This is a genomic window from Verrucomicrobium spinosum DSM 4136 = JCM 18804, assembly GCF_000172155.1.
Taxonomy (GTDB): Bacteria; Verrucomicrobiota; Verrucomicrobiia; order Verrucomicrobiales; family Verrucomicrobiaceae; genus Verrucomicrobium; species Verrucomicrobium spinosum.
The window spans coordinates 7,468,308-7,481,431 of the sequence record NZ_ABIZ01000001.1; the positions used below are offsets into that span (position 1 = coordinate 7,468,308).

Annotated in this window: 3 protein-coding genes; all 3 read right to left on the reverse strand. The window is 56.0% G+C overall.

Translation table 11 applies throughout. From position 1 onward, the window contains the following. Positions 1-23: 23 nt before the first annotated feature. Positions 24-9,986, reverse strand: coding sequence for a LamG-like jellyroll fold domain-containing protein (locus VSP_RS30320; protein WP_198141265.1), 9,963 nt, complete (start codon positions 9,984-9,986; stop codon positions 24-26). A 615-nt stretch (positions 9,987-10,601) separates the two neighbouring features. Then, the gene (locus tag VSP_RS30330) at positions 10,602-12,356 is read right to left on the reverse strand and encodes a GspE/PulE family protein (protein WP_009965462.1); all 1,755 of its coding nucleotides are present in this window, start codon (positions 12,354-12,356) and stop codon (positions 10,602-10,604) included. A gap of 73 nt (positions 12,357-12,429) precedes the next feature. Next, positions 12,430-13,092 carry a hypothetical protein gene (locus tag VSP_RS30335; RefSeq protein ID WP_009965463.1) on the reverse strand — a complete coding sequence of 221 codons (663 nt, stop codon included), beginning with the start codon at positions 13,090-13,092 and terminating at the stop codon, positions 12,430-12,432. Positions 13,093-13,124 lie beyond the last annotated feature (32 nt).

The following is a 13,124-nucleotide window of genomic DNA, read 5'->3' on the forward strand; positions in this document are numbered from 1 at the left end:
CGCAGTCTATATTGTTTCAGCACTCACGGCAACCCTGGGATTACAAAGTTACCAGCATAGGGAATCAAATCACCTTTCTGGAAGTTGTTCCAATACGAAGGATCAGCCTGACGCCTAAACGGCATTGGAGACTTGATTTCAATCTTAACTTGTGAATTCTCCTCTGTGACAATGTAGGTGGCTTTGTAACCCCCTCCAGAGGCTTCTATGTCATGCACAGTGCCACTGTAAATTCTATCTATGATCCCTCCAGTATTACAGCCATAAAACCTTACAGATTTGCCAATATAGAGCAACTGCCCGTCATCTAATACAACCTGCAGCACCCCCCCTGTGGGCGGGCGCGTGCCCATGTGTATTTCCTCCCACGATGAATTCATTAAGTCTTCCACACTTCCTCTCTGGAGCCCGGTTGTATCGGCAACCCAACCCACCGGATCTTCGGCCGCTGAAACTGCATTTAATGCTTGCAGGTAGATCCCCAAACTGAAGAGCATCTTGATAGCAACCCTCCTGCCAGCCTGCTTTGACAGCCGCTCAAGTGTATCTGCGCCCCATCTCTTCATGATGTCCTTGAATTTACCCGGATTTCCGACCCTCAAATCATCAATATCGAACATGTCAAGCTGCATAAGCCTAGAGCGAGATTCGCCAATGTTTCTTACCACGCCATTTGTGACATTATAGCGCATGACTTTTTCATATGGCAAATTAAACCTTTTATCATTAACTTGTCCCCACATCACGTCTAGGGCTTTCCTCTTAATCTCAGCTGGCGAACCAACCAGTCGCCCTGAAGAATCCGAGTACTCCTCAATAAATTCAGTCCATTGCTGATTTAATCCGCCTGCCATCGTATGATACGAAGAGTTTTGCACACCTGCTATTGGAATGACAAAATCATCCACATCAATACCCAAATTCTTCCAAAATTTATCAACCCTGGCCTTCAGGACCTTGTCGGGCGAATTTCTGAAATTCTGAAAAAGATGGTGTAGAATCACGCCCGTCGTTTTTTCGTACGGCTTTCCATCAGTCATGGATTCAAGCGCTGATATTACAGCGGCACTTGGCTCCACGTTATGCACAGCCAAATAGCCGGCTTGTCTCAAACTCTCCCATTGCGAATCCGTAATTGTTTCACGCCCTGGAGATGAATGATATATGACGATCTTGCCTTCGCTCACATGCATCCCTGGACCTTGTGCTTGAAGAATCGCTCTGCGCTTCATCTGCGATGCCTGAGCGTCGCCAGGAAGACTCAACTCAAAACCATCAAATGTAAATTCAGGACTCTGAACAATCACGCGATTTCCCGACTTGAGCCCTCTCACCGAGATTTTTGCGCAAGCATCATCAGGTATTTGGACACCGTCATGAGTCGCACTCTCAAGGAACGTAACGAGTGACTGAGCGCTCAGTTTGTAAGTAGAAACAAGAGGCTCTCCACTTAGGTTCTGCCACTCGATATCCCAAGTTTCAATGGGGAGCAAATCGATCATATCACTTCCTGATCTGCCAACCCTAGCCACAATCGAATTCAACTGCCAAGGCGTTCTAACTATGTCCCCACTTGCTTCATTGTAATATAGAAGCTCGTCGCCGCCGCCATCACCCCCTTTGATCCGAAATCCCACAAAGGGGCGCCCATTGGGAAATACGGGGACCGAACTGACGACCTCAACTCCATCGTCAATGAACACGAAACCCAACTCTGGTCCTTCTTGACCAACAGGCATCAACGAGAGCCCCTTCCCATCTTGAATGCTGACGGTGAAGCCACAAGCAGACCCACTGGGTTGAATGTTTTCGTCGGCAATTTTTGACAACTGCCATCCCGTGAATTCTTTCGGCATTACCTCGTCATACGCAGTCCTTTGAAAGTGAAAGGTATTTGTGACAGCCCCCGACTCAACACATAGTATACTGCTTGCGGCCGGAAATTCCAACCTTCTACCCACTCTCGCCTGAAATACCTGCGCATGCAATAAGTCAATACCTAATGTGGGTGTAAATAGACCATAAATCTGAACTATTTGCCCGCTTTGCGTTGCAAAGATCTGACTGGCGGGTCCAGTCTCGACCGCGACCTCAGTTGCGGCGTTTGGAAATAGGTTAAATGCAACAACATCAATTGCATTGGCATTAAGTGGACCGCTTACTGTCAATGCGCCAGCGAGTCCTGGAGTCACGATTTGCCCTTGTTCTTGGAATTGAGGCGTAAATGACAACTCAACTTTTTCTTCTCCTTTGACTCCAGCGAGGTTCTCGGACGTTTCAAGCCTGATGGTCACATTCGATTCGATCTCAAATTGTATCTGCGTCGGGTTAATTATCGCATCGGACGGGTTGGAGCCCCCCCCTTCGCCTCCAGTCAACGCCACATGCTCCGCAATCAACTGGTCATTTGCATATATATTGATATATTCAATGTCCGCGCCGTGCCCGACTGGAATTGAGCTCGTGAATGCATCCACCACTCTCCCTGATAGGGTTAACGTTGCCAAGTTTCCCTCAACTATCACGCTAGATTCTTCTATATCATCCAGCCTTATATCAGGCTCCCTATTGGTAAATGCAACTCTTTCAATCGGTCGCATCTGCCCATCGCTCGCGGTAACGAGATCGACTGGAGACAACTTCACTTTGGTTTCAATCCCTTCTTTAAGCGTCGCCCTAAGTTCTACCTCTTCTGAACTTGCCCCCCCTTCCGGAATTGTAAATTTGACGGTCTGAACTTTGTCAATAATTTCGCTACTGGAGATCTCCTCGGTCTCACGTGAAGAATCGATCTTTATAAAGATCTTCTCAAACAAACCGCCGACTCCATCTTTTCTTTGGAGCTTTACTTTCTTGGCTTCATGTAAAGCGGTTTCATTGTGACAGCTATAGCATTTTGATTTGTTTAGCAGATAATGAGACTTCACTTCCACTGCGCCAATACCAACTTTGTCGACATACTTGCCTTCGTTGAATCCGTTTAGCATCGACTCAACACCTCCGATCCCGACAACCTTATTCAATTCATTGCCGTCATTTGTGCCGTCTTCCCGGACTAGATAGTAAGACCCTGCCGGTTCCCTCTTACCTTGCGTCGCAACAGCAGTAGTTAGCGATTTCCCCGCCACATACATGTGAACCGCGTTGTCAGTTGGTGGTAGAAGCTCAATCTCATCGGGAGGCCCTTGGTTGGTTGGCTTGCTCGTTGGGTTCGTAGGTTGAGAGCCACCGGCTACCTCACGGCCATCGCCATAGCCATCCCCATCCGAATCCCGAGAGTTGGGATTGGTTCCATGGGCTACCTCTTCCGAAGCGCTCAGCCCATCGCCATCCAAGTCGGCTCTTCCGTCGAAGCTGTCACGGGGATTCATGGCAAGCATCAGTTCCTGCTTGTCGCCTATACCGTCACCATCCGTGTCGGCCTTGTGCGGATCTGTGCCATGCTGTGATTCTTGCAGGTTGGTGAGGCCGTCATTGTCGAGGTCGCCATCCGGATTAACATTGGTGAGGTCGTGCTTCTTCTCATAGTCATCCGGAATACCATTTGCCGGAGCCACGTCTGCAGCGCTGGTGGGATCGGTGCCCAATTCGAACTCTTCCCAGGTCAAGACGCCGTCGTTGTCTGCATCAGCAAAGACATCAAGAGAGTCCAGAGGGTCCAACCCGTGGCCTACTTCCCAGCCGTCAGGCAACTCGTCGAAATCCGTGTCCGCAGAATGAGGGTCAGTTCCAGCCTGCCATTCTTCGAGGTTGTTCAGTTCGTCATCATCTGGGTCCAGGGTGGCGTCATCGTCCAGGGGCCGCAGACCGTTTGCAACCTCCCAATCGTCAGGCATGCCATCAACATCCGTGTCCGGCAAAGCGGGATTGGTGCCGTACACATGCACTTCCTCGCTGTCGAGCAGGCCATCATTGTCCGTGTCGGTTTGGTGATCATCTAGCCAGATTAACACGGATTCATAGCGCGCTGCCGATACCTGGAAATCGAGCTTGTCAGTCCAGTTGGTAAGCACGACGGGGTCCTTTGACAGGGAATGCGTCTGAGGATCAAGAGCGTCGAACAGACGGTATTTGAAGTCTACCCACGGAGTCCAGGCAGGCACTGCAATGGGCTTGACGGAGGCGATACCATCAAAGTCTGGTTGAGAAAGATTGAGCTTGGGATCGGTGCCGTTCCAGCGCAGCTTGAACTTGTAGGTTTTGCCGAAACGGAACTGGGAATACTCTCTCGCTGCAACTTCGCCGAAAGTGCCCCCTTCATGCTCAAGGACAATGTTGCCCGTGTCCGCGTCAATGACGACTAGGGTATAACGCTCAGAGTTTCCACCTGTTGGATCCCCCACTTCCAGTCGAAGCGGCCAGGCTTCACCCATCTGAGGATGGGCCGGGTCGACAGCAAAGACTGGAGCGAGCCCACCATCGCTGTCGTCATTGGGCAAGCCTCCCTGACTGACTTCATCCCCATCGGAGGCGCCGTCGTTGTCGGTATCGGCTACCAGCGGGTTGGTCTGGAAGATCTTCTCATCGAAGTCGGTCAACCCATCGGAGTCCGTGTCGGCAAAGCGATCGTTGTAAACCAGCGAATTAAAGGGTGCACCTTTGGCCACTTCCCACCCATCGGGGAACAGATCCCCATCGGTATCGAAGTTGTTGGGATGTGTTCCCAAATCTTTCTCCTCCAGGTTTGTCAATCCATCCCGGTCTGGGTCGCCGGACGCTCCCTGATCACTGTCATCACTGGTGGGATTGAGATCATACGCCACTTCCCAACCGTCCAACAGGCCATCTCCGTCGGTGTCTGGATTCAGTGGATCCGTGGTCATGATCGTTTCCACGGCGTTCATTAGGCCATCATGGTCCAGATCGTCGCTGATCTTGAGAGTGAATGTGTAGCTTCCTCCCTGAGGCTCGGCGTTAAAGCCAATCAGCTCATAGGGAATGCTGTTGAGGAAATCCAGGTCGAGCGCAAAGGAGCTACCATCGTCGTTGCCATCCAGGATGAGTTGGAAGGTGAAGGTGCCAGTGAGACCTACGGGAAGATAAAGAATGTCACTGTATTCGAACTCGCTCTCCGAGCCGTTGGCGTAGTTTCGACCAATGTAGATGCCGTTGATGTAGGCTCTCCACGAGTCATCGTTGGCAAGGCCGGGATCGCGAATTCCCAGACGAAGCATCAAGTCCAGACCACCCGAAGGGTCGAAAATGTTGCCCAGGACCGGTGGGTTTCCATTGTAATAATCCCACGGATCACTGCCCGCCAGGAACTCCTGCACATTGGTACGACCATCACCGTCATGGTCCGCTTGTGGATTGGTCACATGATTGGCGGTCTCCCACGCGTCGGCCATACCGTCCTTGTCGAGGTCCGTCAGGTCCTTGAGACGAGGTTGCCACAGGGCGAGAGTGGAAGCTTCATCCGCAGAAAGCGCCCGCTGGTAAAGCCGGACCTCATCGAGGAATCCGCGGAAACGCTGAAAGGGCTCGTAGTCGCCAGTCAGGGAGTCGGCCTCATGTCCAAGGACCGCAAGATCAATGTCTGAGGTCACGAATGTCGCCGTGCGTTCGCCTTGGAACTGTCCATCCACATAAAGCCGGGCCTTGCCGGCGGAGCCCTCTCGCACCACCACAACATGGTGCCAGTTGCCATCAGTCAACCCAGGTTCCCACTCCACATAGGTGTTGGAATAGACGCCTGTGTAAAGACGAAGGAACTGATCCTTCAATAAGACGAGGTATGCGTTGTGGTTGGTGGCCGAGGGGGCGCTGACCACCCCCATCTCACCCTGAGTAGATGAACGCATCCAGAAGGACAGTGTGGTATCTGCCTGCATTTCCAGCAAATCCGGAGGCAACATCACTCTGGAAAGGTTGTTGAGACCCATTCTGAGTGCGGCAGTCTCGGCGATACCAGCTTCGTTCTCCAATCCGGCTTGCATCAGTGCGGTTCCATGGGCATGCGAATTGGTCTCATCTTGAATTTCTTGTCCGAGGTCCCCTGTGATGTCCATCTTCCAATAAGCTGCCAGACCGAATGCAGAAAGCTTGTCCCGCAACGAGTCTTCGTCGGTATCGGGCGTATCTGGGTTGGTGCCCGTGACATATTCTTGATAGTTTGTCAGACCATCCTGATCGGGGTCGGCGTTGGCGTCACCGGCATAGTTGGGATTCAAGGAATTGGCGATTTCCCACGCATCGGGCATGCCGTCGGAATCAGCGTCCTCTTGCTCGAAAATCTTGATATCCTTGAATTGAGTCGAGGCCAACGGTGACAAGCGATCATCGTCATTGGCCAAGACCAGATAGCGCATCAATCCAGCCGGATAGGTTCGACCCACAGGCAAATGATACTGCCGCCAAGACCCTTGATCACGATAACGTTGCGATGGCGGAGTGGTGATCGTGTAGCTGGAGGCCTGAGTACCGTGAATACGGAAGACACGGGCTGCGTCGGCCAGCTCTGTATTCTCGTCCAGCCCCAGTCCGTGGGTCTCGCCTTCTGCGTCGGCGCGGTAGCTGAACTCTACCACCGTGCGAGGCGTCACCGGATAGTCCACCAAGACCTGAAGCCAGCGATTCCCGGCGATGGAAAGTTCACGACCATTGTTAGCCGGAGTGACGGAGCCCGACTTGGGCACATCGCCATCGTTCGTCGGCAACCCGTAGCCGCTCCAATAGCGGAGATCCACATAACCCTGCGCGTCGTTGATCGGGGCTTCATAGAAGCGCACCTTGCGGATCGTCATGGACGCATCGTGGGGAGCGTTGTCATCGTCGTTCACCACGAAGAAATGATGCATGGCCCCGGTGGTGAGGCGACCCACGCGTATCCGGTAGGTTTTCCAATCAGGGGCATGATGCGAGTAGCCATCGTAGTCTCCTGGCTGGAAAGCATTGGACCACACGTCTGTTCCCCAGAGCTGGCACAGTTGTTTGCCGTTGGCATCCAACGTATCAACATCCAGGCCCACCGCATGGATCTCCCCTTGTTGGTGGCCCTGCAACTCGAATTCCATGACCGTGTTGGGCGTTACGTTGTAGTCGTACGGTACACGCACCCAACGATTGCCCACCACCGTCATGCTCTCTCCCTTGTTCTCGACAGTGATCGTTCCGGCTGAAGGAACATCCTGACCCGTATGTGAATTGTACGGGCGCAGGTCCAAATAGCCGGCGAGAGTAAGGGGACCCTCTGGATCCAACGGATCGCTGTTGTTCTGATACTCTTGATAGTTGCTCAGGCCGTCATTATCTGAGTCAAGTCCAGCATCCTTAAATGCGACGTCTGTTCCCCACTGGTTCTCCCACCAATCTGGAATCCCATCTTTGTCGTAATCTTCCGCGTTATAGAGCTTGATGTTTTTGATGCTGGCCGTCGCGTTGGGCGTGGTGACATCATGGTCATTGCCCACGACCAGGTAACGCATGAGGCCAGTGTAGGACTTGCCCACCTCGATCCGGTAGTCCTTCCAGGTGCCAGAGGGACCCGCGTACCAATCTGAAGCTCCGAGCCGGCGGGCCTTGTCCCAATACTGGGTGCCATGGAATTGAAAGACGCGAGGGGCGTTGTTCAACTGGGTGTCCTCATCCAGGCCAAGGCCATGGATCTCCCCCTGGACGTCATTTCTGTATGAGAACTCCACGACCGTCAGCGGGGTAACGGTGTAGTTCACCAGCCACTGGAGCCAGCGATTGCCGGTGATCTCGATCTCTTTCCCATCGGTGGTGGCTATGGCCGAGCCCTGCTTGGGCTTGTCTCCGTCATAGGCCAGTGCGTAGCCACCAAAGGGACGAAGGTTCACAAAACCCTGACCATCCATGATGGGCGCTTCATAGACGCGAATCTTCCTCACCTCACTGCTGCCATTTTGGGGGGCTCCATCATGATCATTGGCAATGATCAATTGGTGTATGGCACCTGTATAAGACTGGCCGATGCGTACCCGATGAGTGGCCCAATCGTTGGCGTGGTGTTTGTAGGCATCAAAGTCACCGGGCTGGAGGGCGGAACCCCAAATATCCTTACCCCAAACTTGGACAAGGCGCTTGGCGTTGCCCTCGATCACATCTTCATCCAATCCCACCCCGTGAATCTCACCCTGCACAGTACCGCGAAACTCAAACTCCAGTACGGTATCGGGAGTAACGGTGTAGTCGAAAGGCACCCGCACCCAGCGATTGCCGGTGAAGGCGAGCCCCTGACCACCATCCATGACCGTGATGGTGCCTTCTGCTGGTTTGTCTTGGGAGACAAGGGATGCATAAGGGCGAAGATCGATGTAGCCCCCCATCAAGAGGGGGCCCTCGGGATCCATGGGATCTGTGTTGCCGGTATATTCCTGGAGATTGGTCAGCCCATCTCCATCGGGATCTTGTCCCGCATCGTTCACCAGAGGATTCAACCCGTGACTCGTCTCCCAGGCATCCGCCATCTTGTCGTGATCGGCATCTGCCACGGCCCCGGTCACTTCCACCTGGAACAGCCGGCTGACGGGCGCGTTTTCACCGTCGGTCACCGTGAGTTCGAGGGGATAAACCCCGTCGAGCAGGGTTGCGAGGCTGCTTTTTGCGCGGAGTTCGCCAGTGGAGCCAATCTCAAAGTGGGTGCCGTACGGGTTGTTGCTGGTCGGGATGTTCAACGTCAGGGTCTCATCCTCGGCATCCGCTGCCACCAGATCACCCACCCGGCGAGGCGTCTCCACGCTGCCCACCACGGCACCTGGCTGCGCCTGGATGGCTTCCAGCGCATAGTAATGAACCGGAGCATTGTTGACGCGCTGCCCCGTCCGAATGCCAAAGTCCACGTTGCCGGCGGCTGATTCGACATGCTCACCAAAGCGAGCGCCAGCAGGGAGCTCCGCATGGGAAAATGAGGTGCGAACAAAAGCCTCATCCGGGGACATTTCACCATTCCAGTGCATGACCATGACGAGCCCTGAATCCCAGCCCGTCATGTTGTCCATGGAGGTCCAGGAAGAGTCCGGCATGCTCACCGCCACGCGCATATGGTCATCCACAGCAACAGACCAGCCAAAATGGGAGCCCGTGAGGCCAGACATCGTCGCCTGCACAGGTGCATAGGTGGAGAACAAATTCTTGTAAGCCAGCAGGCCAGCAGGCGCATCCCAACGGCCCAAATAGACCGCGCCCGCATCGCTCAACACGGTGGGCGTACTGCCCACGACATACTCGCCATCCTCATAGGGAGCCCCGACGGCGAACCGCCGGCCCGAAAGACCGACGGAGAATCCAAACTGGGCGCCGGCCTGGGGCTGGCTGCTCCACGCGGTGCGAACCAAGCTCCAGGTGCCACTCAACTCATGGAAATAGACCGCGCCGGCATCGGCAACCGTGCTGCCCCCGTCCACCTTGTCACGCCCGGGAGCCCCGACCAGCAAACGCCCGCCTTCCACAGCCAGGGCGGCACCGAAGCGGTCACCGGCCACCCCATCTGCCAGTTCAAGGGTCTGCACGGAGGTGAGGGTGGTGCCATCAAACTCGTACACATAGACCACACCACCCGCCACAGAGGAGCTGTTCACCGCACCAGGGGCACCAATGAAGAGGCGGTTGCCCGAGGCGACCACAGACGCCCCGAATTCAGACGTCCCACCAGCGGCCAAAGGAGCCTGCAGCGTGGTTTCATAGATCCACTGGCCGGCGGAATCGCGCCGATGCAAATCGACTTCATCCAACGGGCCAGGGGCGGGAATTGATGAAGACGTGGGGGTGTGCCGAAGAGCCCAGAGCACCTGACCCGTGGCTGCCGTGACGAACTCACCGTCGGGAGCAGCATCCAGAAGGTTCGCACCCGCAACCGTGATGGCCACGCTGTTGGCCGGACCGTAATGGACCCCCACTTCATCGGGAAGAATGCCGAAACCATCCGGTGGCGTATTGACCTGGCCCCACCCGGAAGAAAGCGGCATCGAAAGAGCCGCGCCGAGGATGGCGATACAGAGGGAAATTCGGGAAGACAAATGATTCATGATCAACAACATCGAAAAGTAAGAAAACAACACCGTCCGCGATCCGCGCCGCAGTGTGGGGAAGCAATCCTCGTCTGGCGGCCAGTTAAGGGTCCGCCCCAGGGGCAGGCATCGCGGCAACAGTTCCCGCTCGCAATGGAGCGGTTTGAAGCACATGGGCCTCCTGGAGCACGCCTGCATTTAGAATGGCAGGCAATTCTTCCATTTGTCTGGAAGGCTCCTGTTTGGTCCGGATCCTTTCCACCGAGGATTCCTTCATCCCATGATCCCGCTTATCCGTGACGATCAGGGAAGATGGAACGGGCACAGAGGGGTTCTCTGTCACCAAGGTCTTATGGTCAGATGATGGTGCCACGACAGCTGGTGACTCGGCTGCGGGCTTGCGCGAGCAAGCTCCAAGCAGGCACGAAGTCCAAACAACGGCTCCGAGGCACGAAACATTAAGGATGGCGTTCCGCCACCTCAGGATTTCTCTCATCGTTTATAGGGGGTGTTCACACCATACCTACATGCCGCCCTTATGGTTGCAACTCAAAAAAATGGATCCATTGCAAATACTACGAAACATTCGTAGCTACCATGCGGGGCCTGGCCTGAGCCAAAGAGGATCACCCATCACTCCGCCCCGTGATCCTCACTCGTCACGCGCACCACTTCCTCGAGCGTCGTCACGCCATCGAGCACCTTTTGCCAGCCGTACTCGCGCATGGAGATGAACCCATCGCGGCGGGCTTGCCTGAGGAGGGTGTTGGCGTTGGCCTTCTGGGCAATGAGGTCCTGGATGGCCGGGGTGACCATGACCAGTTCGTAGATGGCGGTACGGCCGTAGTAGCCGGTGCTGCGGCAGGCGGGGCAGCCGCTCTGGGCGGCTGAATAGATGATGTGCCCCACAGGAATGGCAAAGCCTGCGGCGGAGAGCTGCTCCGGGCTGTAACTCGCCGGCTTGCGACACTGCGGGCACAGGGAACGCACGAGGCGCTGCGCGATGAAGGCGCGGACAGAGGAACTAACCAGGAAAGGCTCCACCCCCATCTCCACCAGACGGGTGATGCCACCGACGGCGTCATTCGTGTGCAGGGTGGAAAACACCAAGTGACCGGTGAGGGATGCACGCACGGCAATTTCCGCGGTCTCCAGGTCACGAATTTCTCCCACCATCACCACGTTCGGATCGCCGCGCAGGATGCTGCGCAGACCACTGGCGAAGGTGAGACTGATCTCCGGCTTCACCGCGATCTGCACCACGCCAGGGAGCTTGTGCTCCACGGGATCCTCAATCGTGACAATACGGCGGGAGATGCTGTTGAGCTGGGAAAGGAAGGTGTAGAGCGTGGTGCTCTTGCCACTGCCGGTGGGGCCGGTGACGAGCACGATGCCGTTGGGCCGCGCCAGCAGCGTGTCCACCTTGCTCCGATACTCTGCATTGAGCCCCAGCTTGGCCAGGGTGAAGCGCTCCTGACCCAGAAGACGAAGGCTGATGCTCTCCCCCTCCACACTGGGGATGCAGGCCACGCGCACGTCGATGCTCTGATTGTCCAGCTTGAGGTTGATGCGGCCGTCCTGCGGCAGGCGCTTCTCGGCAATATCCAGCCGGGCCATGACCTTGATACGGGCCAGCACCGAGGCCTGAAGCGACTTGATGTTCTCCGGAACGGGCACTTCATGGAGCACACCGTCAATGCGATAGCGGATGCGCAAGTTATCCTGCACGGGCTCCACGTGAATATCCGTGGCGCGCTGGAGCAGGGCCTCGCGGATGACCTGGTTCACGAACTTCACCACTGAGGCTTCAGCGTCATCGGCGTCAATGACATTGGCCTCATCGCGCAGGTGGCTGTCGTCCGCGTCCATGTCGCGGGACTTCATGATGTCATCAAAAGTGTCCGCCCCCACGCCGTAAAAGGCCTGGATGGAACGCAACACCTCCCCCCGGGGAGCAAGGCACCAGCGCACTGGCAGCGACACGGTGCGGGCCACCGCCTGACGGGCCATGAAATCAAAGGGATCATAACAAGCCAGCAGCAGCACGCGACCGGGAGCAGCTGGTTCAGCGGTCCCTTCCCCGGACGCCAGGGCGGAAGCAGCCGTTTCCTCTACCCCCAGCGGCAGCAACCGATGGCGCAGGGCCAACCGGGCCGGACAGAGACGCTTGAGTTCCGAGGCTTCTTCCAGCTTCGGTTGCAGCATGGGCTCCCAGGGCCAGCCCAGCTCCTCCGCCAGCGGTTGAAGCATCGCCTCCTCAACGAGACCCCGCTCCAGAAAGACGTCCACCAATGAGAGACCCGCAGCATTGGCCTCCTGTGCGGCGACTTTCAGATCCTCAGGATCAGCCACGGTCGGGAAGGCAGCACTGAGGGCGAGCGCAGGCATGGGACGGGGAGTGAGAGGCAAGTCTGCCGGAGCAGGTCAATGGCGGATCGATTCAGCAACGGAAGGCAAATCCCTACTCCGTGACCGTGGCATCTTCCTCCCCGCCATCATCATCATCGTCGTCATCTCCATCCGCATTATGAAAGCCCTGGCGCTCCAGCAGGAGGCGGATGGCCTCTGAGGCCTGGCTCAGGCTCTGGCCCTTGCCGTTTGCGCGGTTGGTCTCCTCCTCATCCAGGCTGGCTTTGATTTCCGAGAACCCGGCGGCTCCGATGCTGCCGTTCAGGGCGGGGCCTTCCGCTTCGCTCTCGTCATCCGCGCTCACAGACATGCCGGTGAGGGACTTGGCCACCCGTGCATCCAGAGTGTAGGTCGGTCCGCGCACCTGCACGGTGTGATTGATGTCCCCCATGGCCACCAGGGCACCCATGGCAGTGCCAGCCCCCAGGCTCGCAGAGATGACCGACTTCTTGTCCCCACCGCCACTGATGGCGGTGAAGAGCCGGCCGCCCTCGGCAGCCTCCACGTACACCCGTTCATCATCCGTGCTGGTCAGGAAAAACGTGCCACTGCCTCCCAGCAGGGGGGCTACAAAGTACCCTCCGGTGAAGGGATGGTAGTTGATGCCCTTGTCCTTGCGGAAGTCGAGCTTGTAGATGAGCACCTGCGCTTGCACGGAGGAAACCGCAGTCAGGGTGAGAAGCAGGGCCAGAAAAAATGAAAGGGGGCGGATCATTTGTCAAAACGCTACCGGGCGGGTTTCCCCAT

What these genes read in the sequence shown, in the direction of transcription:
- VSP_RS30320 (WP_198141265.1), bottom strand. Translation starts at nt 9,986, where the DNA reads ATGAATCATTTGTCTTCCCGAATTTCCCTCTGTATCGCCATCCTCGGC.
- VSP_RS30330 (WP_009965462.1), bottom strand. Translation starts at nt 12,356, where the DNA reads ATGCCTGCGCTCGCCCTCAGTGCTGCCTTCCCGACCGTGGCTGATCCT.
- VSP_RS30335 (WP_009965463.1), bottom strand. Translation starts at nt 13,092, where the DNA reads ATGATCCGCCCCCTTTCATTTTTTCTGGCCCTGCTTCTCACCCTGACT.